Origin of the sequence: Actinoalloteichus sp. AHMU CJ021 (assembly GCF_002895405.1) — a bacterium.
Taxonomy (GTDB): domain Bacteria; phylum Actinomycetota; class Actinomycetes; order Mycobacteriales; family Pseudonocardiaceae; genus Actinoalloteichus_B; species Actinoalloteichus_B caeruleus.
Genome location: NZ_CP025990.1, coordinates 4,485,258 through 4,509,998, shown reverse-complemented (window position 1 = coordinate 4,509,998; position 24,741 = coordinate 4,485,258). Strand labels below are relative to the sequence as shown.

The following is a 24,741-nucleotide window of genomic DNA, read 5'->3' as shown; positions in this document are numbered from 1 at the left end:
CGCCGTGCCGACCAACCAGTTCTCCGGACCGGACCCGCACGTCGCGGCCTCCGCCGGCCACCGCGACGCACCCCCGCGCTACGGGTTCTTCACCGACACCTCGGTGTGCATCGGGTGCAAGGCCTGCGAGGTGGCCTGCAAGGAGTGGAACGCGATCCCGGAGGACGGCCTGGAGCTGACGGGCATGTCCTTCGACAACACCGGCCGGCTGGGAGCGGACAGCTGGCGGCACGTCGCGTTCGTCGAACAGCGCAAACCCCTGGTGGGGCCCCCGCCCGACGAGTCGCACCGGGGTGTGGACGCGCTGGCCGCCGCCGCCCAGGGCGTCACCGTCCCCGAACAGGGCGGGTGGCCGGCGCCGCTGGTCCCCGAACAGTCCGGCCGGGGAGGCGACGGCGGATCGGCGGGCGACACCGACCTGCGGTGGTTGATGGCGTCCGACGTGTGCAAGCACTGCACCCACGCCGCGTGCCTCGACGTCTGCCCGACCGGTTCGCTGTTCCGCACCGAGTTCGGCACCGTCGTCGTGCAGGAGGACATCTGCAACGGCTGCGGCTACTGCGTGCCGGCCTGCCCCTACGGGGTCATCGACCAGCGACCGGACGACGGCCGCGCCTGGAAGTGCACCCTGTGCTATGACCGGGTCGGCGTGGGCATGGAGCCCGCCTGCGCCAAGGCCTGCCCGACTGACTCCATCCAGTTCGGGGAACTGGACGAGCTGCGCGAGCGGGCGGCCGCCCGGGTGGAACAACTGCACGGGGACGGCGTCGGTTCGGCCCGGCTGTACGGGCACGACCCGGAGGACGGCGTCGGCGGGGACGGTGCGTTCTTCCTGCTGCTGGACGAACCCGAGGTGTACGGGCTGCCCCCCGACCCGGTGGTGACGACCAGGGACCTGCCCCGGATGTGGGCGCACGTGGGCGTGGCCGCCGCGACCATGCTCGGTGGACTGGCCGCGATGTTCGTCGGGAGGCGGTCATGAGCACGTCGGACGTCACCAGGGACGGCATCAGGGGGGCGCACCCCGGGCGGGAGGCCCGCGTCGGGGGCACCGGGGAACAGCGGTGGCGGCCCCGGGGGCAGCGGACCGCGGCTCCCGAGTACAGCCCGGACTCCTACTACGGGCTGCCCGTGCTGAACCCGCCCCGCTGGGCGGCCACCGACATCGCCGGGTACTTCTTCCTCGGCGGCCTGGCAGGGGGGTCGTCGGTCCTCGCCGCCGGCGGGCACTGGACGAACCGGCCCGGTCTGGCCAGGCCGGCCAAGCTCGTGGCGCTCGGCGCGGTGTCCGGGTCGGTCGTGGCCCTGGTGCACGACCTGGGGCGCCCCGCCCGCTTCCTGAACATGCTCCGCGTCTTCAAGATCACCTCCCCGATGAGCGTCGGCTCCTGGCTGCTGGCCGCCTACGGTCCGGCGGCCGGAGCGGCCGCGATCACCGACCTCACCGGCTGGTTCCCCAGGATCGGGGCGACCGCGACGGCGACGGCGGCCGTGCTGGGACCGCTGGTGGCCGCCTACACGGCCGCGCTGGCCGCCGACACCGCCGTCCCCGCCTGGCATGAGGGCCACCGCGAACTCCCGTTCGTCTTCGTCTCCTCGGCCGCGCTGGCCGCCTCGGGTGCGTCGATGATCGCCGCGCCGACCGCCCAGACCGGGCCGGCCCGCCGCGCGGCGGTCCTCGCGGCGGCGGGCGAGCTCGCCGCCACCGCGCGCATGGAACGGCGGATGGGCATGGTCGCCGAGCCCTACCGCACCGGGTGGGGCGGCCGGTTGATGAAGGCGGCGAAGGCGTTGACCGTGGCCGGTGCGGTCGGCGGCGCGCTCCTCGGCCGCCGGAGCCGGGTGGCGGCGGGCGTGTGCGGCGCCGCGCTGCTCGTCGGATCGGCCTGCACCCGGTTCGGCGTGTTCCACGCCGGGATGGAGTCGGCGCGCGATCCGAAGTACACGGTCGAACCGCAGCGAGCGCGGGTGCGGGAACGCGCAGCGCGGGCCGCGGAGGAGAACGTCGCCTGATCCGACGTGCCACCTCGCCCTCGCGGTGCGGGGAGGCGGCAGCCGGCGGTGGAGTCGTGCCGGTGTCCATCGTGGTCCGCTGGTGTGCCGCCCCGGCCCCGGGCAGCGGTGGGTTGGTCCTCGGTACCCGCCCCCTCAGGACGGCGGGAGGGACGGGCCGAACGGGCCGAACGGGGCGGAACGGGCCTCGGCACCGGACCCGCGCACCAGGAACGCCGTCCCCGTCGTCCCCGTCGCCCTCGGCCGAGCACGGCGGGACTTACCCGCGACGGGGAGCGGTACGCGAGGAGGGGGCGCCGGGTCTCCCCCGACGCCCCCGCACCCCGCCGTCCGGGACTCGGACGACGTCACCTCCACCGGCTCACAGGTCAGGTCGGTGCACCAGCTGGACGGCGTTGAGCACCGGCGGCTCGTAACCCCGCCGGGCGAGGAAACGCAGGTCCACCGACCCGCCCTCCTCCACGGTGACCGTGGTGGTGTGCTCGTCGGCACGCAGTCCCCCGACCGCTTCGGCGATGTCGTGGCCGACGAGCACGTACCGCCCGTTGAGCTGGACGTCGAAACGACGCCAGTCGAGGCGGGGGGACCGGTCGAGTTCGGCGAAACCGAGCGTCAGTTCGTAGGTCCCGGCCGGCAGCGCGTCGAAGCGGTAGCCCTCCAGCCCCACGAGTTGACTCCGGTAGACCGCGTCCTCCCGGGTGTCCCGGATGTCGACCGACTCGTCGACCTCGGCGGTCGTGACGTCGTCACCGAGATACCCGAAGGAGCCCGTCTGGTACGCCTGGTCGGCGACCCACTCGATGCCGGTCGAGTCGGTGTGCGCGGCACCGGCGGGGTTCACCGCCTGCCAGTGCGCGGACACGACGAGCCGCACCGGCACCCGCAGCACCGCCTGCCGGCCACCGTTGGTCCGGAAGGCCACCACCCCCTCGTGGACACCAGGGGCGAGCCCGCCGGTGTCGACCTCCAACCCGAGGGTGACCGCCCGGCCGGGCCGCAGCTGTCCACTGGTGAGCTCGTGGGACAGCCAGGGCACCCCGATGGCCCTGGAGGCGGGGCCCGCCTCGGGGTCGGGCGTGAGTTCCCAGGTCAGCAGCTCGGTGCCGACGTTGGTCACGGTGATCTCGGCCTCCCGGGTGGTGTCCCCGGGCAGCAGCCACTCCAGCCGGTCGACGCTGGTGGCGCCCCGGCTGGTGCGCAGCGTCGCGTCGTGGCTGACCCGTTCCCCGGACTCGCCCACGTAGGCGGTGCCGGTGGTCGCGACGTAGTTCTCTTTGCTGACCGCCACCGTGTAGTAGCCGAGGGGCAGCTGCCTGCGGTACGTGCCGTCGTCCCCGGTGCGTGTGGTCGACACGACCTCACCGCGCTGGAGGAACTCGACCAGCGCCCCGGCCACCGGCGCGCCGTCGTTGCCGTCGACGACGGCACCGGTCACGAACCCGCTGTCGGGCAGGCTGAAGGTGATCGAGCTGCCTGACCGCAGGCTGGCCGCGTTGTGGGAGAACTGGAGGGCAACGGTCCCCGAGGCGTTCTCGATGCCGACCGTCGCGGAGGCGCCCCGCTCGATCGCGTCGTCCTCGCCCAGGTCGCGGTAGTCGAAGACGATGTCACCGCCCTCGTGGAGCGTCACCCCGAAGTCCACCCGCCGGGAGCCGCTGCCGAAGAACGTGAGTTCGCGCCACTCCACGAGGAAGGTCCTGTTCGGGGCCTCCCCGGCCGTCCGGGTGTAGATGCCGGAGTTCGCGTCGGCGTTCAGGTCGTCCCAGAACGGGTAGACGGCGGCGTTCGGCGCCGAGGCGCTGGGCAGCGCCCCGTTCAGGAACGCCGTCGCCGGGCCCTCGAAGGCGAGGAAGCCGTTGGTGGAGACGGCCGCGCTGTCGTAGGTCTCGCCGTAGAAGTCGAAGTAGAAGGGCAGGTCGACGGTCTCCGAACGGTCGTCGCCGGTCAGCGCCAACCTGGTCTCGCCCTCGGTGTAGTCGCCCTGGCCGACCCGGCAGGAGTGCCCGTACTCGTCGGTGACGTCGGGCAGCCGGAAGTTCAGCACCCTGGTGAAACCGGAGACGACGGTCTCGCGGGTCACCGGTTCGACGCAGGCGGAGCCGGCCGCGGTGAGGGCGTAGCTGCCCTCGGGCACCGCGTCGAAGGCGTAACCGCCCTCGTCGTCGGTGGTGACGGCGGGCAGGACGTGGTCGTCGAACACGACCGTCGCACCGGGCAGCGGTGCGCCCCTGGCGTCGGTCACCTCACCCACCAGCGACCGCGTCGGCACGGGGTCGAGTTCGAACTCCAGGGACGTGGTCTCGTCGAGCGAGACCGTGGCGGTGGTGGTGGACTCGCCGTAGCCGAAGGCCGACACGGTGACCTCGTACTCCCCGACCGACACCGTCGCGGAGAACCGGCCCTCCGCGTCGGCGGAGGTGGCGCGCTCCAGCGGGCCGGCCAGCGAGACGCGGGCCCCGGCCACCGGGTCCCCGGTGGCGGAGTTGGTGACGCTGCCGGCGAGGACCCCGGTGTCGCCGCGGGGCGCCGCGCCGACCGCCGCGAGCACGTCGAGCTTGCCGTGGCCCCAGACGTTGTTGTTCTCCGGAGTCCCACCGCAGCTGGTGTCGTCCACCGCGATGGCGCTGCCGTTGAGCAGTTCCCGGGTGGACTCGACGTCCCCGACGAGGCTGGGCGCCGAGGACCACAGCAGCGCGACGGCACCGGCGACGTGCGGCGCGGCCATCGAGGTGCCGCTCTTGAGCCCGTAGGAGCTGTTGGGGGTGGCCGACCGGACGCTCACGCCGGGGGCGGAGATGTGCGGTCGGATCTCACCGTCGAACCCGGGTCCCCGGCTGGAGAAGCTGGCGATCGACCCGGTGGACCCGTAGGCGCCGACGCCGTAGGAGTACCGGGAGTCGGCTGGCGACCCTGCCGTGTCGCAGCTGGGCCCGGAGTTGCCGTTGGAGAACAGCCCGAAGATTCCGGAGGCGTTCCAGGCGGCGACCACGTCGTCGTACCAGGGGTCGATGATCGGCCCGTTGGAGGCGCCCCAGGAGTTGTTCACCACGTGGGGGCGCAGGTCGGCACGCGGGTTCTCACCGGCCAGGTCGGTGGGGGCGAGCATCCACTGCCCGGAGGCCAACAGCGAGGCGTCGGTGCACCCGTTGGCCTCGCAGCCCTTCGCCGCGATCCACTGGGCACCGGGCGCGACGCCGATCTGGTTGTCCCCACCGTCGTCACCGGTCATGGTGCCGGTGACGTGGGTGCCGTGGCTGTTGTTGTCGCAGGGGGCGGGGGAAGGGCTGCCGCAGACCGAGGCCGGGTCGAACCAGTTGTGGTCGTGGTCGAAGCCGGATCCCAGGTTGCCCCGGTAGCTGTCCACGAGGGCGGGGTGGTCGTACTGGGCCCCGGTGTCGATGCTGCCGACGGTGATGCCCTCACCCCGGACGCCGTAGTCGCTCCACACGGCGTCGGCGTTGATCTCGGCGACCCCCCACTCCAGGGCGTCCACCGAGACCCGGGCTGGCCGTTCCTCCACCGGTTCCGGCGCGTCGAGGGTGACGGGCAGGGTGACCCGTGAGACACCGGAGGACCGGTCGAGCCCGGTCAGCAACTCCCGGGTGGCGTCGCGGACCAGGACGCGGTTGGAGATCCAGAAGGAGCTGAACTCGGCATCGGCCTCGGTCAGATGCCCGATCACCTGCTTCTGGGTTCGGGCCGCGTGGTCGCGCAGGGTCGACACGACCGCCTCGCCCCGTTCCACCCAGCCGGTGGTCTCGGCGGCGGCGCTGAGGTCGGCCCGGTCCTCCAGGACGAGCCAGACGTCGGAGCTGCCCTTGGCATCCAGGGCACGGGTGACGGCGGAATCGACGGAGAGGACGTCGCCGGCGGCGTCATCCTGGGCCGAGACGGCCGGGGGCACGACGAGCGCTGCCGTGATCGCGGTCAACGCCGTGACGGCGGTACCGGCTCGGCCTCGGGACGTTCTGACGGAGTTGCGTTCCCGGCTGGCGGGACTACGTCTGTGGGACACCAACCCTCCTCGAACAGGACGGCGCCCGGCTTCGGGAATTCGGAGCCGGGCCTGTGGTCCCTTCGAGCTAACCGACGAATCCGACGACGCCACAAGAAGCCATTCAGCCCAACGGAGCGAATTCGTCGCCGCCGACGAGAACGAATTGTTTCCGCCACATAAACTGTTTAAGTTCGTTGACCTGCCCGGCGCGTACGCCCATGTGAGGGCGACCGCCAGGAACGCCGGATCGGAACGGCGAAATCCAGGCCGAAATGGACGACCGATAGTGAACTCAACGACATTCTTTCACCCGAACGACGGCTGTTCACCTCGTTACCGACGGAGCGGCCAACGCGAACGGTCACCAGGGAGCAGCGGATCCCGAATCCCCGGGTCGGTGATTCACCAACCTCGACGACAACGGACCGGCGGCCGCCACCGGGGCCGGGAAGCCCTCGTTCCGACGAGCGGAACTGGAACGGCGGCACCCGCGACCGGGGTGCGCCGTACCGCCGGCCCCCGCCCTCACCGGTCGTCCCGCCGCCCGGCGCCCCCGTCCGGCGCGGCGACGGCCCTCGGGTAGCTGACGCCGGTGAGACGTTCCGAGGCCGCCCACAGCCGCGCCGCCAGCTCGCTGTCCGCGAGACGACCGGTGAGGGGTGTCGCGGAGGGCGGTCGCCGGCCCGCTCCGGGGCCCGTCATGACGTCGGGTTCGGGCTCCGGCCCCACCGCCGCGTGGAGCAGGGGCCGCGCACCCTCCTCCACGCTCCTGCCGAACAGCTGGGCGGGCGTGGCGAACGCCAGTCGCGCCACCACCGAGGTCACCCGGCCGTGGATGGGAGTGCGGGTCATCCCCGGATGGGCCAGCACGCTGCGCACCCGGGAGCCGCCGTCACGCAGCAACCGGTCGAGTTCGGCGCCGAAGAGGACGTTGGCCAGTTTGGAGCGCGCGTAGGCACGGGCTGGGGAGAGGTGGGTGTCCAGCCGGTCCGGGTCGAGCCGGCCGTACCGGGCGAAGTCGGAGGCCACCGTGAGCACCCTCGATCCGCTCCCCCGCTCCAGCACCGGCATCAGCAGCCCGGTGAGCACGAAGTGGCCGAGGTGGTTCACCCCCAGCGCCCCCTCGAAACCCTCGACCGTGGGCGGCGCACCGGCGAAGCCGACTCCCGCGTTGTTGACGAGCAGGTCCACCCGGTGGTGGTCGGCGGCCAGAGCGGCGGCGAAGGAACGCACCGAGGCGAGGTCACCGAGGTCGAGCTGCCTCGCCTCGGTGTCACCCACCAGTTCCGCGCTCGCCGCTCGCCCCCGGGCGAGGTCCCGGACGGCGAGGACCACGTGGGCTCCGCGCTCGGCGAGCACCCGGGCCATGACATGGCCAAGTCCGCTGGTGGCTCCGGTCACGACGGCGGTGCGACCACGCAGGTTCGGGATGTCCTGGGGGCTCCGGCGCGGGGACGAGGGAAGCATGGGTTCTCCTCGGGTAGAGGGACGTCACGTTCCCACGCTACCGCACAAACGGATAGGTCTATCTATTCGGATGACCCCATCAGTTCTCGGGTCGTAGTCCCGCGACCAGGATGCCCAGGTACAGCCCGGCGCGGTCGTCGACCTCGGTGCCCGCGCGAACCGCCTCCTGCGTACCGATCAGCAGACGGCGCACGTCGTCGGGAGTGATCTCCGGCCGCACCACGCCAGCCCGGATCGCCCGCTCCAACAGCGCCGCCAGCGCCGCCAACAGCTCCCGCACCCGCTCCCCGGTCTCCACGCAGGCGAACGCGGGACGGGTCAACACCAACCGGAGCCCCTCGTCGGCCAACTGCCCGCGCAGCACGCCCTCGAGGAACGCCACCAACGCCGCCGCCGGGTCGGCCATGGACACCGCCGCCCGCGCCGACTCCACCAGCGCGTCCAGCGACCCCGCCACCAGCGACTCCAGCAGCGCCCCGCTGGTGGGGAAGTGCCGGTAGACGGTCCCCACCCCAACCCCGGCCCGCCGGGCGACGACGTTGAGCGGAAGACCGCCATCCCCCTCCCGGACCAGCTCGCGCGCGGCATCCAGGATCCGGTCGCGGTTGCGGGCCGCGTCCGCCCGCAACGGCCCGGGATGCACCGAGAAGGACTGCTCGCTCATGGCGCCGACGGTAGTCCGCGCCCGCCGGGGTTCGACCAACACCGAGCCCCCACCGGACCGGAGGGCACCCGGGGCTGGTGGGAGCCAGGACCTGGAGGCCGCGGCGGCCGGCCCAGGGACCGCTGCCCCGGACCGGCACCTCCTGTCGGCACCGGGGCGCCAGCCCCGCGCGGGAAGGACCGGACGGAGAGACCCCGGTACACCGCGACCGCCTCCGTGGACAGCATCGAAGGACGGGACCGGGCGTGGAGCGTCGACCTGCTCGCCGAGGACGGCATCCACGGGATGCCTCGGATGCGCGAACGGACCCGGGAGGAGCCCGCGTTCCGCCAGTTCGGCGGGACCGCACCGGCGACTGGCACCCGCGGACGCGCCGCATCGTCGCGGGGCACAGCCACCCGTCGCCGTATGGCTGGCGTGCGCATGGGGGCGAAGGATGGACGCCCGCATCTGGCTCGAGGTTGTCCGAAGCCGGCCTGATCCACCACGTCACCGACTACTGGTCGGAGTCCTACGACCCACCCTCCGGGCAGGACCACCGCTGGGAGCGCGGGCCTCCCCGCGGGGAGCGCGACCGGGCGTGGAGCGTCGAGCGTGTTCCACCCCGACCCCGGACTCCCCACAGCGATCCCACACGAAAAAACCCCAGGCCGCGACCTGGGGTACTGCTCCTCCGGTTGGACTCGAACCAACAACCCTTCGGTTAACAGCCGAATGCTCTGCCAATTGAGCTACGGAGGACCGTCTTCTGTTGTCGTCGGACTCGGTGCCCGACTGGTGAATACCTTAGCGCACCCCGGAAACCCCGAGGAACGCACCCCCCTACCCAGCGCCTACCCAGCGCGCGACCAGGCACGACGGGCACAGTCGGGTGCCGGAGCCCGTCAGTCGCAGCGCCCACGCCCCGCCCGCCCGCTGGCCGCCTCGGGTGTCGGGATGATGCTGATGGCACCGGAGGTCTCCAGCACCGCGTACCGGATCTGGTGCAGGCCGTGCACGCCTTGGCGTTCCCGCGCCGCCGTGAGGATGTCGTCGACGGTGATGTGCTGGGCTGCCAGGTGCCTGTCGACGGGCTTCCCGTGGTCGACCAGGACGAGGGGAGCCCCCTGGAGCACGCGGTCCACCGGCCGGAACCGCCACCGCAGGTAGTCGGCCGTGCGGTCGACGAACATCAACGTCGTGATCACCAGCAGGGCGGTCGTGATCGAGAAGTCATCCCCGATGAGCGCCTGCTGGGTCGCCTCGCTGATGATGAGCAGCAGGATCAGGTCGAGGGTGCTGACCTGGGCCAGGGTGCGCTTGCCGGTGAGGCGGAGCAACACCAGGATGCCGAGGTACACGGCGGTGGTGGCGAGGACTGAGTGCACGGTTCCCTCCTCCGGATGTGCCCGACCAGGGGCTCACGGGTAGACGAACTGCCAGAACTCGACGCGGTCCCCACCCGGGACGCTCACCCATCCGGACCGGGCGCCCGCCCCCTGCGGAGCGAGGTCGAAGGTGACGTCGACCTCCGCTCCCTCCCCGACGAGGAAGTCGAACCGGACCGACCCCTCGGACGCCGTGACCTCCGAGGGCTCCGGATCCAATGACTCGACCTGGTTGTCGGACAGGTACGAGGCCGACACGAGCACCGCGACCGTCTCGGCCCCGTTCGGCACCGGAACCCGGAGCCGCAGGTCGTTCTGCCCCGTCGCCCGGCTGAAGCGGTCGTACTCGATGGCCAGGCCGCTGCCGACGTCCCGCGCGGTCGCGTCGCTCAGCGGCCCTCCTCCCCAGCCGCCGAGGAGGCCCACCAGGACGATGACGCCCATCACCAGCCAGCCACCGTTCTGGGCGAGTTTCTCCCAGCGCAGGGACCCCGACCGGTGGTTCACCGGCCAGTTGGGAGGAGAGTCCTCGCCCGCGCCCACCACACCTCCCCGCCCCTCGCCGGGTCGACAGACCGCGTCCAGGCGCGGATACCCCTGCCGCCCCTGGGAAGCACCTCCCGGCGGCGAACTTCACCCCCAGAGGTGACGGCGCGACCCGCGGCCGGCCAGCCACGCCGGGCTGGGGCGGCGGAGCGACCAGGCCGGGCCGCCGGCCCCCGCGCGGGACACCACGGCGGTCAGGTGTCACGGACCTCCACCCGATCACCGTCCAGGCACACCCCCACCCGGTGGCACCGCTCGGGCGCCCCCGCCGACCAGCAGGAACGGTTGTCCTCCGCGACCACCACCTCCGAGGGGTGCACCCGCAGCCGCCGGGCGAGGTGGTCCTTCACCGCCACACGGACCAGCCGCGCCGGTCCGCGCAGGTCCGGTGGAAGCCCGTAGAGCCCGGCCACCGTGCCCGGCAGGAGGTCCGCCGCGTCCACGTCGACCGCCGACAGCACGGTCACCTCCCCGTCGGTGCGCGACAGCCCGAGTCCGCCGGCGTAGCGGCGCAGGTGCAGGAAGGCGCGCCGGTCGCGCAACGGCGACTCCGGGGGGAGCCCCGTCTCCACCAGCACGTCGACCATGCGGACGGCGACCAGCACGGCGCCGTCCGCACCGGTGAGCTGGATGTCGAAGGTGGGCAGCGCCGGGCCGGCCGGGAACCCCACGAACCGCACCTCCAGCCCCAGCCGGCCCACGTCCGGCACCTCCCCGAACAGGTCGAGGGACTCCACCCGATGGGGGAAGCAGACCGCCGAACGGCTGACCTCGGGCGCCCACCGCCACAGCTCCTGGTGCGGGATGGCCTGGGGCAGGGTGTCCAGCACGCCCTGGTGCAGGTGGCCCCGTGGTACCGATCCGGCCGTCGGGTCCACCACCGCCGAGGCGCCGGTGGAACCGAGGGACAGCGACCGCAGGTAGTGGAAGCTGGGGCCGTGGAAGAGCGCCCCGGACTCGTAGGGGTTGGGTTGCGCGACGGCGTCCACCAACGGCGCGAACGGCTCGGGCGGTGGACCCGGTCGGGCGCCCACCCGGACCGTGCTCGTCGCCACCGGCTCGAAACGGGACAGCTCGGCCGTCCTCGCCTCCCGCCAGACGGCCAGCTCGGCGGAGTACCCGTCGGGCCCTCGGGCGACGGAGGTCCGCAGCCGCAGCGGCCCCGTGACGGGTGTCCACCTCCTGAGCTGCACGCCACGCAGGGACAGCACCCGTTCACCGGTGTGCTCGGCGACCGCGCCGGCGAGCCGGTCGACGGTGGACATCATCGGCAACGCCGGGAGCACCCAGGTGGGCCGGTGGTCGTCCAGCCACCCGTCCGTGGCCGGGTCCAGGACCTCCTCCCGGACCGCGACGGCGGCGTCCACACCTGGTGCCACCCCGGCGGAGGGGGGACGCGGCGGTGTCCGAACCAGGCTCGACGCGGCCGGCGCACCGGCGCCACGGCCCGACCGGGCACCCCCTCCGGGCCCCGGTCCGCCAGCCGACCCACCCCCGGGATCCCCCTCGACGATGCGCATCCCGAGGTCACGCACGTGGTAGATGCGGCGGCCGTCCACCCACAACCAGGCCTCGGCGGTCGCGTACACGCCGCGCTCGTCCACCCCGACGTCGAGCACGTCCATCTCCACCGTGACGACCCGGTCGGTCGGCAGGACCTGCCCCCGGTAGCGCCAGTTCACCCGGTGGCCCAGCCGCACCGGTTCGAACCGGGGACTGGTCACCGCCGGTTCCACCGTCCGCAGCAGGTAGTACTGGAGCAACTGGCACATCGCCTCCACCCCGAGCGAACCCGGTTGGACGGGGTCCTGGAAGAAGTGGGCCTTGAAGTACCAGGCGTCGGCGACGATGTCCTTCTCGGCGCGCAACCGTCCCAGGCCCGCCGAACCGCCCTCCGGCCAGAACCCCGTCACCCGGTCGAGCGAGCGCAACATCGGACCGGCCAGCCGCAACGCGCCGGGCCGGTCGCTCCACTCGGCGAGGTGGACGACCGCGTCCCCGGGGAGCAGCATCCGATCCCGGTCCCGTTGGCTGGCCGGCAACCCGGGCTGCTGCTGGAAGGAGTCCTCGGGGAAGAACCCGAAGACCGCCGTGCCGGTGAACACCGCTCGTCCCTCCACCGAGGAGGCGAAGGAGAACGACAGGAGGGTGATCTCCCCGGCCCGCGAGTGGTTGGTCACCTCGATGGTGGTCGCCACCACGTCACCGGGCCGGACCTCCCCGACGACCGTGCCCTCGCCGTCGAGGTTCCGGAAGAAGACCTCGACCGAACCGACCAGCGTGGGCCGGGCCAGCTGGACGGCCAGGACCCCGCACCCCTGGAGGGCGACCTCCATCAACGCCGCCATCGGCATCGTCGGGCACCCGTTCTGCTCGAAGTACCACGCCCGGTGGGGCGCGTCGTACTCCACGGTGAGCCCGGTGGGCACGTCGCCGGCGCCGCCGGCGAACTCGGTCACCCTGCTCAGGAAGTTGTACGGCGGCCCCGGGAAACGGGGTGTGCGGCGCGCGTCCAGCGCCGCGAAGCCCGGCCCCAGTGCCTCCGAGGGACGCCCCCAGGCGCCGGTGAGCAGGGCGGCGTACCCGAAGGACAACTCCCCCCACCGCGCCGGCGGCACCGGGTCCCGGTGGTCGCGCAGCCCGCCGAGGTCCACGAGGGGGACCGGGGCGCCGGTGGGCTGGGCACGAGGTGGGCCCAGGTGCCGCCAGTGGTCGAGGGGCCAGTCCGGCACCAGGCGCAGCGCGAGGTCACGGGCGTGGAACGCCATGACGCCGTCCACCCAGCACACGACGTCGGCCACCAGCGCGGGTTCGGGTTCCCCGGTCACCGACGACACGAACACCTCGTACCGCAGCCGCGTGCTGTCCGGGGTGACCTGACCCCGGCAGCGCATGGTCACCGGGCGACCCGTCACCGGTTCGAAGCGCCACCCGTCCCGACGGAGCGTGAGCCCCAGCGCCGTGAGGTGGAACGCCATCGCCTGGAGGCAGCCCTCCAGGATCAGGCTGCCGGCCATGCACGGGTCGTGGGGGAAGTGACCGTCGAAGAACCAGTCGTCCGGCCGAACCGGCGTCTCCGCCCGCAGGTACCCCGACCCCCACGGCCCGCCGTGGGGGTCCAGTTCGGTGACCTCGCCGAGCAGGAGGGTCCGCGCGTCGGTGATCCTGGGCGTCCGCACGTGCGCCGCCGCCAGCGCCCAGCCGGGGCCGAAGCAGTCGACGGGCCGCCCCTCCGCCCACGCCAACACCGCGTCCCGGTCGAACCGGCCGGCCGGGGACACCGGAAGCGGCCAGGTCACCGGCCTGACGGCCGAGGGACGGTGCCGCTCGGGCTCCCACCGGGTCGGGCCGACCCCGGCGAGCTCCTCGTCGGTGAAGAACCCGGCCCGCGCCTCGCGGACCGTCACCCTCAGTTCGTCACCGGCATGGCAGTCGTAGTGGAAGAAGAACAGCCGGGTGCCGGCGTGTTCGGCGTGCCGGTCGACGTGGATGTCGTAGCGCAGCGTCTCCCCCGGCCGCGGGAGCGGGCCGTGGAAGGTCACCTCGCAACCGAGCAGCCGGTAGACCCGTTCGCCCCGGTTGAGCAGGTCGACGCCCAGCCAGCTGATCAGCAGCAGGTCGGCCTGGCCCGCCTCGATGACCATCCCGGCGGTCATCCGCCCGGCCGGGTCGAGGCACCAGCTGTCCAGTCGGACGTCGGTCTCGGTGCGGATCGAGCCCAGCCCCATCGTGCCCGGCTCCCCGTCGAGCCCGGTGACCCGGTCCACCAACAACAGCGGACCGCTCGGCAGCCGTACCCACCGTGAGAAGCGGTCCTGGGCGGCGAAGAGCGGACCGAAGTGGCGGGACAGCGGTTCGATGGCCATCCGTTCCAACTGGGCGCGGCCGAACAGCGGGACCGACGGCGTGACGGGACCCGACGGCGCGACCGCGCCACGGGCACCCCGCTCCACGGGCTGGCCCCACGGCTCGGGTGCCGGGCTGTCCGAGCGGACCAGGTCCGTGAGGTGTCCCACGGCCGCGCCGAGGTCCACCGCACCTCCGGGGGCGAGCGTCCCTCCCTGGGCCGCTGACGCCCCGGCCAGTCGCACCACCGACCACAACCCCCTCTCCCGACCGCGCAGGAACGCGTGGTGCGCGGCGGTGAGAGCCGCGAGGTGCCGCCGGTGCGCCTCCACCAGCCGTGAGCGGAGCCACGCCGCCAGCACGAGCGGTCGCGCGTCCGGGTCGGCGTCCCACACCTCCTCCGAGTCCGACCTCGGCGCCGCCGACGACCCGGTGGTCCTCCCGACCGACGCGCGCGAGGCGGGCACGTCGGATCGCCGGGTCGCTCCCGGTGCGGGCGCCGACAGGCCAGCCCCGGTGATCGGCGCGGGTCCAGCCGCCGGCGAGCGCGGCCCGCCGTGGACCGGCCCGCCCACCACCGGCGACGAGTTCGCGGCCGGGGGCACCCACGGCGCTGGCAGCATCGTCCCGGCCGCGTCCGCCACCGCGACCGGGACGGCCGCACCGTCTCGGACCGGTGGCCCCTCCGGCCCTGCCTCGGGTGCCACGGGGCCGTCGGCGCGGCCCTCGGCGTGACCGGTCGCCCTCCCGGCGGGTGCCGACCGTCCGCCGCCACCGCCGCCCACCGACACGGGCTCGACGACACCCCGCGCCAGCCGGAGCCCGGCGGCGAGCAGCTCGGCGGCCACCCGGTCGAGCTGGCGCACCGCGCGACCCGGCGGCCCGTCCAGGGCCACCGCGAGGTGGTCCCGTCCCGCCAGCACCCGGCTGATCCATGCCGTGCACTGGGCACCCGGCCCCTGTTCCAGGAAGAACCGCACACCGTCGGCCCAGGCCCGCTCGACCACCTCGGCGAAACGCACCGTTCCCACGGCCTGCGCGGTCAACGCGTCGGCGAACCCCTCCGCCGTCACCGGCACCGGAGCCGCCGCGGCGCCACCGTAGAACCGGACTCCGGGATCGGTGGTGGACCGGTGGTGGTGCCGCCACCACCGGTCCCGGACCTCGACGAGCTCGGGCGCGTGCGCCGCCACCGGGTAGTCCACCGGGATCGCGTGGACACCGCCCATACCGCGCACCACCTCGGCGCAGGCCTCGCTCTCACCGCCGACGACGCAGACGTCCGGCGCGGTCACCGCGAGCAGGTGCACCGCCCGGCGGCCGGCGAGGGCGACGCGCACGGCCTCGGCGGAGGCCAGCACGAGGTAACTGGACCAGCGGGAACCGGGGATCCCCTGGCGACGCCAGGCGCGGCGGACGGCCCGGTACTCACCGGAGAGGTCCCGCGTGAAGAGGGAGTCCCGCGCGGTGTCGGTGAACACCGCCGAGTCCCGCCAGGCACCGAGCGCGACGGGCGCGGTGGCCTCACCCGAGGAGTAGCCGATGGCGGCCTCCGGCCGCAGGCCCCACCGCGTCAGGCAGAACTCGGTGTGCCAGATCGCCAACCGGCCCGCGCCCAGGATGCGGGCGGGCACCCCGGTGGCCACGTCGCCGACGGGCATCCCGGTCCGGCGGGACGCCGAGTCCACGACCTCGGGGAAGGCCAGGGCGAACTCCTCCCCCATGCCGGCGTAGCTGGCGGCGGCGTTCGTGTAGACGAAGGCGACCTGCCCGGCCAGGGGAGCGTCGCGGTAGGCCACCCCGGGCGGGCACGGCGCCGGCCCTCCCCCCGCCAGCCACCGACCGGCGGCGTCCTCGTCTCCGTCCCGGAGGACCACCAGTCGGGCCGGGCCGACATCCGACCGGGCCCGGGCGCGCAGTGCCGCCAGCACCTCCGCCCGGTCCCGTCCCGAGTAGACGCGGGACGCCACCGGCCCGAGGAGCGGGGACGCCGGCTCGCCGGTCCCCTCCCGGTCACCACCCACGGCCATCCCCTCACCGCCCCGCCGCGTGCTCGTCCGGGGCGGCGTCCACCCCGAACGCGGCGAGCGTTCTCGGCGCGACGAGCACCACCCGGGTCGCGGCCCCCGACCCGGTGACCTCCTCGGTGAAGGCGGTGGCCCCGGCACCCAGCGGGATCAGGGGCACGCCGGCCCGTTCGAAGCGCTCCGCCAGGGCCGGGCCGACCATCCCGCCGTGCCACGGGCCCCAGGCGAGGGAACGGACCAGGCAGTCGGGCCTGGTGATGCGCTGCGAGGACGCCACCAGGTCGAGGACCTCGTTGGCCATCGCGTAGTCGGCCTGGCCCGCGTTGCCGAAGCACCCGGCGACCGAGGAGAACACGCACAGCAACTCCACGGGGTCGTCCTCCGTCGCGGTCAGCAGGGCGCGCAGACCGCCGACCTTGGTGTCGAGGACCCGGTCGAACTGTTCGTCGGTCTTGTCGGCCAACAGCCGGTCGGCGAGCGTGCCGGCACCGTGCACCAGGCCGGTGATCGGGCCCCAGTCACGGCGCACCTCGTCGAGGGCGGCGGCCACCGCCGCCTCGTCGCGGACGTCGACGCTCAGGTACCGCACCGGTGACCCGAGGGCCCGCAGGTCGTCGAGCGTGGCCCGGATCTCCCGCACCGCGAGCACCCGGCGTGCCTCGGCGGCGAGCTCGGCGGGGGACGGTGGCCCGTCCGCGCGGTCGCCCCACGAGGAGGCGAGCGAGCGGACCAGGTCGGCTTCCTCCGTGGCACCGTCGAGACCCGGCGGTTCCTCCACTAGCTCGGTCCGACCGATGAGGGCCAGGTAGGGCTGGTGCTCCTCGGCCATCGCCCGCATCGCGGCGGCCGTCACCCCGCGCGCGCCCCCGGTCACGACGATCACCGACCCGGGGCCCACCCGGGACTGGTCCACGTCGGGCACGACCGCCGCCGGGACCGGGACGGGAACGACGCGCGACCCGTCCGCCCGGAGCCCCACCGCGGGTGTCGCGCCTCCGACCGTCAGCTCGGTGACGAGGGCCTCGGCGATCTGCTCCGGCCCACGGCCGCCCCGCGCGCAGTCGAGGGCCCGCACCGAGGCCAACGGCCACTCCCGCGCGGCCGTCCTGGCCAGCGCGGCCAGCCCGCCCAGCCAGGCCCGGGCCGGATCGCCGCCGTCGAGGCCGAAGTCCCCGCCGGTGTCCTGGACCGTGACCAGCAGTCCACCGCGCTCGGTCGCCCGGGGCGCGAGGCGGCGGGCCGCCGCGAGCGCGGCGCGGCTCACCGCCCTGGCTCGGGTGGGCGAGGTGTCCTCGGTCAGCGCGCCCAGCAGGATCGCCGCCGACGCGGTCTCCGGGACGTCGTCGACCACGGTGGCCTCGATCCCCTGCCGCCGGAGCCGTTCGACCAGCGCCGGCGCGATCCCCCCGCCGTCGTCGGTGACGACGATCGGCGCGTCACCGAGCCGGGGCGTCGGTTCGCCGGGCGCGACCGCCTCCCGGGCCTCGACGACGAACCGGCGCACCAGGTCTGGCGGGGTGGGGGACGGGGACGGCGCGAGGTCGGGCACCTCCTCCACGCGAAGCGAACTTGTCGGAGCCGAGGTGCCCTCGCTGCGCCCCGCCAACCGGTCGGCCACCTCCCGCAGTGTCCGCAGCCGCGCCCACTCGGCGAGTTCGTCCTGGGCGAGCTCGCCGACGAGTTCCCGCAGGGAGGAGAACACCTCCACCTTCTTGATGGAGTCGATGCCGAGGTCGGCCTCGAGCTCCATGTCGAGGTTGAGCACGTCGACGGGATACCCGGTCCGGTCGGCCACCACGGACAGCAGGGTCTCCTCGATCCGCTCCGGGTCCAGCGCGGGGAGGTCCGCGCCGCGGCCGGCCGGGGCGGTCAGCTCGGTTCCCACCGGGGCCGGGCCGGGCTCGGAGGAGGGCACCAGCGGAGCGGCGGCCGGGGCCTGGGGAGCTGGGGCCATTTCCCAGGCCACCTGCGGTTCCCCGACGGCGGGGGCGGGCCCGGTGCGCTGGGGTGGTGGCGCGGTGGGGACGGTCGGGCCCCAGGTCTCGCCCCCACCGGGCGCCTCGACCGTCGTCCACGGTTCCACGGCGGGCTCCGGGACGCGGTGGGATGGCGGGGTGGGGAGGGTGGCCCGCGTCGACGGGGGCTCCGCGGGGGCCGGCGGCCAGGGACCGGCCTGCCGCCCCGGAGCGGCCTCGCCCCCGGCGAGCAGCGCGGTGAAGGTGGACTCGGCCATCCGGAGGTACGTCAGGTGGCTCTCGGTGAGCATGCGCTGGAAGTCCGCGTGGGCCTGGGCCGTCTGCCGTTGGGCCTCCTCGACGATCCGGAGCCACCCGGAGCCCAGCACGCGCGTCGGCGGTACCAGCGTTCCGGAGAGGACGTCGGGCACGGGCCCGTGCCCGTTGGTCGCGGGCGGCGTGGGCGCCCCGGGTGCGCTCGGCGCGGACGCTCCGGGGGTGGTCGCTCCGGGTGCGGTCGGCGAGTCGACCGGACCGCGCGTCGGCGGGCCGGGGTGCGCGGGGGCGACCGACCGGATCGGCGGACGCGGCGACGGCGGTTCGCCGGGCCCCCACTCCGGCGGGGCGGTGAACCCGCCGCCCGCGCCGACCTCCGCGGCGGGGGCCGGTGTCGCCGGCTCGGCTGGTGGGGCTGGTACCGCGCCGACCCCGGAACCGTTCGAGGGGCCCGGAGGAGCGGTATGGGCCGCCGGTGGACCGGGAAGCTCACCGGAGCCGTCCGGAGGCGGGTAGGGGCGTCCGTAGTTCCCACCGTTGATGCGCACCGTCATCCTGGGCACGACCTCCGTTCCTGTCCGGGTCGGGCCGTAGCCCGCCCACAGCTGTGTGCGGTCCAGTGGGACCCCGGCGACCGCCAGCCGCGCCAGGCCGTCCCACAGCACCCTGACGCCGCACCGCCCTGGTCGGTCCAAGGGCACCGCCAGGTGGTCGCGGTCCGCCAGGACACGCCCCACCAGACCGGTGAGCACCGCCGAGGGTCCGACCTCGACGAAGGTGCGGACACCGGCGCCGTACATCTCCTCGACCACCTGGGTGAAGAGCACCGGCCGGGTCGCCTGCTCCACGAGGCGACGGCGGACCTCGTCCGGCTCCCTCGGGTACGGCCGGGCGTCGGCGCCCCCGAACACCTCGACCCCGGGCGGCCGCGCCTCCATCTCGGCGAGGAAGGCGGCCAGGGGATCTGTCACCGCCGCCACCAGGGGGGTGTGGAACGCCGCCGCCGTCCGCAGGGGTGTCGAGGAGAACCCCTCGGCGGCCAGCGCCGTGGCCAGCTCGGCCACCGCCTCGGTGGCCCCCGCGATCACCACCTGGTCCGGCGCGTTGTGGTTGGCCACCCACACCCGCGAGCCCGGGTGGTCCCCCAACACCGCCGCCACCCGCTCCGCGGGTCCGCTGACCGCCAGCATCACGCCCGGGTCCCCGGGCACCGCCTCCATCAGCTCGCCGCGACGCCGAGCGATCCGCAGCAGGGAGGCGAGGTCGAAGGCGCCGGCGGCGTGCAGGGCGGTGACCTCCCCGAAACTGTGTCCCGCCACGCAGTCGGGACGCAGGCCGACCGAACGCAGCACCCGCAACAGCGCGGCGGAGTGCGCCGCGAGCGCCGGCTGCGCCCACCCGGTGGCGGTCAGCCGCTCCTGCCGCTCGTGGAGTTCGTCCTCGGAGAACGAGGGCGGCGGGAAGACCCGATCGCGCAGCTCCGGCCCGAAGTCGAGATCGGCGGCCTCGTCCCAGGCCTCCCGCCCGGAGGAGAGGTGCACCGCCAGGTCCGCGCCCATGCCGACGTACTGGCTGCCCTGCCCCGGGAACAGGAATCCGACCCGCCCCGGGCTCACCGCTCCGACGCCGTAGTGCCAGCCGGCCGGAGTCGCGAAGGACGAGTCGGGCCGGCGCTCCACGAGGTCGGCCGCCTCGCCGAGCGCGTCGACCCCACCGGCCTCGACGACGACGGCGAGCCGGGCGGGCGCCTCCCGCCGGAAGTCCGCCTGGGACCGGCGCGCGAGGTCCGCCAGCGGCTGGCCGGTGTCCAGGGCGCGGGCCGCCTCGGCCAGCTCCGACGGGCCGCCGGCGGACACCAGGACGAGCTCGGCGGGGCAGGACCGCACCCGCCATGCCGGCCGGCCCCCCGTTCCGACCGGGGGCCGGTACTCCTCCACGGTGACGTGGAAGTTGCTGCCGCCGAAACCGAAACTGGACACCGCGGCCCGCCGGGGGTGGTCAGCCGACCGGACCCAGGGACGGGCTCGGGTGTTCACGTGGAACGGGCTGTCGTCCACGCCCAGCTCCGGGTTGGGCCGGTCCACCTTGATCGTCGGCGGGAGGACACCCTGCTGGACCGCCAGCACCGCCTTGATCAACCCGACCGCGCCCGCCGCGCACTTCGTGTGCCCGATCTGCGACTTGACCGACCCGAGCGCGCACCACTGCCGGTCGACCCGACCGGTCTCCTCGAACACGGCGCGCAGCGCCGTGAACTCGGCGACATCACCCGCCCGCGTGGCCGTGCCGTGCGCCTCCACCAGTTCGACCGTCTCCGGCCCGTAGCCGGCTTCGGCGTAGGCGTGCCGCAGGGCCCGGCGCTGGCCCTGTTCGAGGGGGGCGTAGATCGACGTGCTCCGCCCGTCGGAGGACGCCCCCACTCCCCGGATGAGGGCGTGCACCCGGTCGCCGTCCCGTTCGGCGTCCTCGAGCCGCTTCAGGGCGAGCATGCCCAACGCCTCCCCCAGCATCGTGCCGTCGGCGCGATCCGAGAACGGGCGGCAGTCCCCGGTCAGCGACAACGCCGGGGTCTTGCTGAACCCGACGAACGCGGTGATGTCGTTGAAGGTGTCCACCCCTCCGGTGAGGACGAGGTCCGAACGCCCCAGCCGCAGCTCCGCCACCGCCGAGGCCAGCGCGGCGAAGGAGCTGGCGCAGGCGGCGTCGGTGGTGTGGTTCACCCCGTGCAGGTCGAACCGGTTGGCGACCCGGCCGGCCACGACGTTGGTCAGGCCGCCGGGGAACGTCGACTCCGTCCAGGGCGGGATGAGCTCGGCCACCCGTTCGGCGATGCGCTCGGTGTCGTCCGGGGACAGCCCGTGCTCGCGCATCACCCGGCGCAGCAGCGGCCCCTGCAGGCGGGTCGCCGTGTAGGGGATGAGGTCCAGGGTGGAGGCGCCCAGGATCACGCCGACCCGTTCCCGGTCGACCCCGTCGAGGCCGATCGCGTCGAAGACCTGCCGCGCCACCACGAGGGCCAGCAGTTGCGAGGTGTCGGTGGCCGCGAGGGTGGACGGGGGTATCCCGTAGGACATCGGGTCGAAGTCGACATCGGACAGGAAACCGCCCCGCCGCACGTAGCTGTGGTCGGGCGCCGAGGGGTCGGGGTCGTAGTAGTCCTCGACCAGCCACCGGTCGCGGGGGACGTCGGTGATCAGGTCCCGACGCTCCAACACCATCCGCCAGAAGTCCTCGACCCCGACCGCGCCGGGGGTGAGCACGCCGAGGCCGACGACGGCGATCGGGGGCGTTGCCGGTTCAGATGACATCGTGGGCCTCTCTGTCGGTCCGGCCGGCCGTCAACCGAGCGGTCGGGATCGGAATCGGAGGGCGTGCGCCGGCACGGGGACCCCGAGGGTCCTGGCCTGGTGGGCCCGGGTGACGACGGCGGCCCCCTCCAGCAGGTTCCGGGCGATCTGCACGACGGACCGGTTCTCGGGGTCGGCGAGCCACCCGTCGGCCGCCCACCGGTTGAAGGCCCCCATCGCCGGACCGCACCACAGCTGGTAGTCGAGCCGCCGGTCCTCCGCGCCCTCGATGGCCCACCGGCTGGAACTGCCGAGGTACCACCGGAACACCAGGGCCATGCGGTGCCGGGGGTCGCCCTCCGCCCTGACGAGTTCGGCCGGGTTCCTCCGCTCCCAGAACCGGCGGGTCCTGGCCCACACCTCGTCGAGGGACGCGTGCAGCACCTCCCGTTCGAGGGTGTCCCGCACGGGGCCGGGCAGCGCCTCCAGGCACGGGTACGACTCGTAGAGCACCCGCAGCCGACCGGCGCGGGAGGGGAAGAGGGTGCCCCTGCGCAGCACCTGGAGGCTGATGCCCAGCTCGAACATGTCCGCGGCGGGGGCCATCGTGACGTCGGTGACCTCGGCCTTGGCGAGCATGTCCTTGGCCTCCCGCGACAGGTTCGCCTCGACCGAGGCCTGGTTCACCGAACCGGTCACGACGTAGGCGGCGCCGAGCGCGAACGCGGCCGCCACCGCCTCGGGGGTGCCCAGTCCGCCGGCGGCCCCGACCCGGACCGGACGCCGGTAGCCGTGGCGGCGGGTCAGCTCGTCACGGAGGCCGAGGACGACCGGCAGCACGCACCCCAGCGGCCGGTTGTCCGTGTGACCTCCGCTGTCCCCCTCGACGGTGACGTCCTCGGCCACCGGAACGGTGGCGGCCAGGGCCGCCTCCTCCGGTGTCAGCTCGCCCCTGTCGACCAGCCCGCGCAGCAGTCGGTCGGGAGCCGGTGCCAGGAACAGCGCGGCGGTCTCCGGGCGCGACACCTTGGCGAACATCCGGGTGCGGCGCAGCACCTCCCCTCGCGACCCCCGGCGGAGTCCGGTGGCCGCGCAGCGGACGACGGTCGGGGTGAGGTCCATGAACGCCGACACCGAGACGCAGGGCACCTCGCGGTCCAGCAGCAGCTCCGCGACCGCCCGTTCGAGGTCCGGTTCGGCGGGCGAGTGGATCAGGTTGACCCCCCAGTTCCGGCGGCCGGGCAGGGCCGCGACGAGCTCGTCCACCGCCTTCCCGACCTCGGTCAGGCCGAGACCGGCGGCCCCGAGGAAACCGAGCAGGTCCGCCCTGGCCAGGGCGGTCACCATCCGGGTGCCGGCGATCCCGTTGGCCATCTCCCCGGCGACGTAGGGGAAGCGGACCCCGTGGGCGTCGAGGAAGGAGCGGTCGCCCAGCCATTCGGGGTAGGAGGGCGGGAGGGAGCCGACCAGTGGGTACCCGTGCGGCCCGCTGCCCGGTCCGCCGCCGACGCCGAGCCCGTAGTGGCCGTCCCGGTCGCGGACGACGTGCAGGGGTTCCCGGATGCGGTGCAGGGCGTCGGGGAGCTCGTGGGCGGTGAAGGCCGGCGGCAGTTCGGCCGGCCGCCAGGTCGGGAGGTTGGTCGAGGGGTGCGGGGGTGACACGGCCATCGGTGCTCCTCCGGTCAGTCGCTCGCGCCCAGCAGCGGTGGCCGGCGCATCGCCGCGGACAGGTAGTCCAGGTCGATCCGGGGAGGGGACGGCTCGCTGGTTCCGGCGGTCCCACCGAGCCGGGACCAGGTCCGGGAGGCGTCGAGTCGACGGTGGTGCAGCAGGTAGCCGGCGAGGGCTGGTTGCAGGCTGGTCGCGAACTCCAGGGCGGACAGCGGCGCGGGTAACTCGGAGACGAGGCGGATCCGCAGTGGTAGGAACCGTTCGACGAGACCCGTGAGGAGCAGGACGGACACGTCGTCCCGGGCGACGACGTGGTAGGTGTCGACCAGGCCGGTGGTCCCGCTGGCCGCGAGCCGCACCATCATCCGCGCGGCCTCCTCCACGGGGAGGAAGTTCAACCGCGCCTCGTGGTCCCCGACGACGCGGACCTCCGTCCTGGCCGACCCCCGCCCGGTGGAGGGCTCCTGGTGCTGGCGGACCGTGTCGGCCATCCTGCGGAGCAGGATCCCGACCGGGTGCCCTGGACGCGGGCCCCGGAAGGCCCGGTCGGTGACCAGGACGCTCGGGCGGAGGACCGCCACCGGCCTGGCGTGTTCGGTGGCCCACCGGCGGACCAGCACCTCGGCCTCGAACTTGGACTGCTCGTAGAAGTTCTCGAAGCCGTGGCTGTCGTCCAGGTCGTCCTCTTCCACGGTGCCGTGCCGGCGACGGCCGGCGACGAACGCGGTGCTCACGTGGTACACCCGCGGCCTGCGCTCGCCGGCCAGGGCCAGGGCCAGGACGCCCCGGGTCCCGTCGAGGTTGGTCCGTCTCAGGTCGGCCAGCCCACCGCCGAGATCGGTGTCGCCCGCGCTGTGCCAGAGAGCGTCGATCTCGTCGGCGAGCGCGCGGAAGGCGGGGGGCCGCAGTCCGAGCCCCGGCGCGGTGAGGTCGACCGGCACAAGGCGCAGCCGGGTCCGGAGGTCGCGGACCTCCGCCGGTGTCGTGCCGAGTTCGGCGTAGAAGCGCATCAGCCGCCGGAGGGCGGTCGGGCCGGAGGAGCGCACCAGGACGATCAACTCGTCGTGTTCGGCCAACAGTTCGCGGACCAGGTGTATGCCGAGGAAACCGGTGGCTCCGGTGATGGCGACCGTCATGACCCGCGTTCTCCTTCGTCCATTCCCCAGAAGCAGACGAAAGACAATCACAGGAGCGGGAATGGCGACAGAGACCACTTCACGCTACTGGCCTAGCACTCGATCTATTGCACACCACAGTGCAGTCAATTCACTCCAATGCCAGAAGTGCATCGTTTCGTCGACATTCTCGGCCGGTCACCGCCCAGTTCCGCACCATGAGCGATCCACCGGTCGGGGAATACGGGACCGGCACCACTCCAGCGTCCCCCTGGCCGCCCTACCTGCGACTCCCCCGAACCCGATGCCTCACGCCCACCCGCGCACCGGGATCGCTTCGGCGGCACATCCAGTTCCGGGAGGGGAGATGGCGGGCCAACGGAGCCGGTACGCCCTCGAGGGCCGGGTCCGGGACGGGCCGCCCCGCCCGGGACCGCCACGGCGGTCGAGGTGGGTCTCGAACGCCGCCGACGACGGGAACCGGGAATTCGCCCCGCGACCCGAGACCTT

11 protein-coding genes and 1 tRNA gene are annotated in these 24,741 nt (G+C 74.0%); 2 read left to right on the top strand and 10 right to left on the bottom strand.

Annotated features, from left to right (window positions below):
• The first annotated feature begins 4 nt into the window (after positions 1–4).
• Entirely contained in the window at positions 5–982 is a 978-nt protein-coding gene (locus C1701_RS19080) for a 4Fe-4S dicluster domain-containing protein (protein ID WP_103056376.1), read from the top strand.
• Entirely contained in the window at positions 979–2,013 is a 1,035-nt protein-coding gene (gene nrfD / locus C1701_RS19075; RefSeq protein ID WP_026419865.1) for an NrfD/PsrC family molybdoenzyme membrane anchor subunit, read from the top strand. The genes C1701_RS19080 and nrfD overlap by 4 nt, the downstream gene beginning before the upstream one ends.
• Positions 2,014–2,374: 361 nt before the next feature.
• On the opposite strand, the gene C1701_RS19070 is transcribed toward nrfD, so the two are convergent.
• The 10 genes from C1701_RS19070 to C1701_RS19025 form a co-directional block, all read right to left on the bottom strand.
• The gene (locus tag C1701_RS19070; protein ID WP_337661821.1) at positions 2,375–6,028 is read right to left on the bottom strand and encodes a S8 family serine peptidase; all 3,654 of its coding nucleotides are present in this window, start codon (positions 6,026–6,028) and stop codon (positions 2,375–2,377) included.
• Between the two features lie 507 nt (positions 6,029–6,535).
• Entirely contained in the window at positions 6,536–7,477 is a 942-nt protein-coding gene (locus tag C1701_RS19065) for an SDR family NAD(P)-dependent oxidoreductase (protein WP_103056374.1), read from the bottom strand.
• Positions 7,478–7,556: 79 nt separating this feature from the next.
• On the bottom strand, positions 7,557–8,141 hold the full coding sequence (locus tag C1701_RS19060; protein WP_051314202.1) for a TetR/AcrR family transcriptional regulator: 585 nt from the start codon (positions 8,139–8,141) through the stop codon (positions 7,557–7,559).
• 668 nt (positions 8,142–8,809) lie between these two features.
• Positions 8,810–8,882: transfer RNA gene (locus C1701_RS19055), tRNA-Asn, on the bottom strand.
• Between the two features lie 143 nt (positions 8,883–9,025).
• Complete coding sequence (locus tag C1701_RS19050) at positions 9,026–9,508, bottom strand: DUF421 domain-containing protein (RefSeq protein ID WP_103056373.1); 483 nt, start codon at positions 9,506–9,508, stop codon at positions 9,026–9,028.
• A gap of 33 nt (positions 9,509–9,541) precedes the next feature.
• Positions 9,542–10,051 carry a hypothetical protein gene (locus C1701_RS19045; RefSeq protein WP_337661820.1) on the bottom strand — a complete coding sequence of 170 codons (510 nt, stop codon included), beginning with the start codon at positions 10,049–10,051 and terminating at the stop codon, positions 9,542–9,544.
• A 197-nt stretch (positions 10,052–10,248) separates the two neighbouring features.
• The gene (locus C1701_RS19040) at positions 10,249–15,930 is read right to left on the bottom strand and encodes a hypothetical protein (protein WP_103056371.1); all 5,682 of its coding nucleotides are present in this window, start codon (positions 15,928–15,930) and stop codon (positions 10,249–10,251) included.
• A 4-nt stretch (positions 15,931–15,934) separates the two neighbouring features.
• A complete protein-coding gene (locus C1701_RS19035; RefSeq protein WP_103056370.1) occupies positions 15,935–21,466 on the bottom strand; it encodes a type I polyketide synthase in 5,532 nt (1,843 codons plus the stop codon).
• Between the two features lie 30 nt (positions 21,467–21,496).
• Positions 21,497–23,113, bottom strand: a complete 1,617-nt coding sequence (locus C1701_RS19030) for a PfaD family polyunsaturated fatty acid/polyketide biosynthesis protein (RefSeq protein ID WP_026419860.1) — start codon at positions 23,111–23,113, stop codon at positions 21,497–21,499.
• 14 nt (positions 23,114–23,127) lie between these two features.
• Positions 23,128–24,252 (bottom strand): SDR family oxidoreductase, encoded by a 1,125-nt coding sequence (locus tag C1701_RS19025; RefSeq protein ID WP_035274524.1) that lies wholly within the window; start codon positions 24,250–24,252, stop codon positions 23,128–23,130.
• Between the last annotated feature and the right edge of the window lie 489 nt (positions 24,253–24,741).

Excerpts from the sequence above, each read along its gene's own strand:
- nrfD (WP_026419865.1), top strand. The coding sequence starts at position 979 with ATGAGCACGTCGGACGTCACCAGGGACGGCATCAGGGGGGCGCACCCC.
- C1701_RS19065 (WP_103056374.1), bottom strand. The coding sequence starts at position 7,477 with ATGCTTCCCTCGTCCCCGCGCCGGAGCCCCCAGGACATCCCGAACCTG.
- C1701_RS19060 (WP_051314202.1), bottom strand. The coding sequence starts at position 8,141 with ATGAGCGAGCAGTCCTTCTCGGTGCATCCCGGGCCGTTGCGGGCGGAC.
- C1701_RS19040 (WP_103056371.1), bottom strand. The coding sequence starts at position 15,930 with ATGGCCGTGGGTGGTGACCGGGAGGGGACCGGCGAGCCGGCGTCCCCG.
- C1701_RS19035 (WP_103056370.1), bottom strand. The coding sequence starts at position 21,466 with ATGTCATCTGAACCGGCAACGCCCCCGATCGCCGTCGTCGGCCTCGGC.
- C1701_RS19030 (WP_026419860.1), bottom strand. The coding sequence starts at position 23,113 with ATGGCCGTGTCACCCCCGCACCCCTCGACCAACCTCCCGACCTGGCGG.
- C1701_RS19025 (WP_035274524.1), bottom strand. The coding sequence starts at position 24,252 with ATGACGGTCGCCATCACCGGAGCCACCGGTTTCCTCGGCATACACCTG.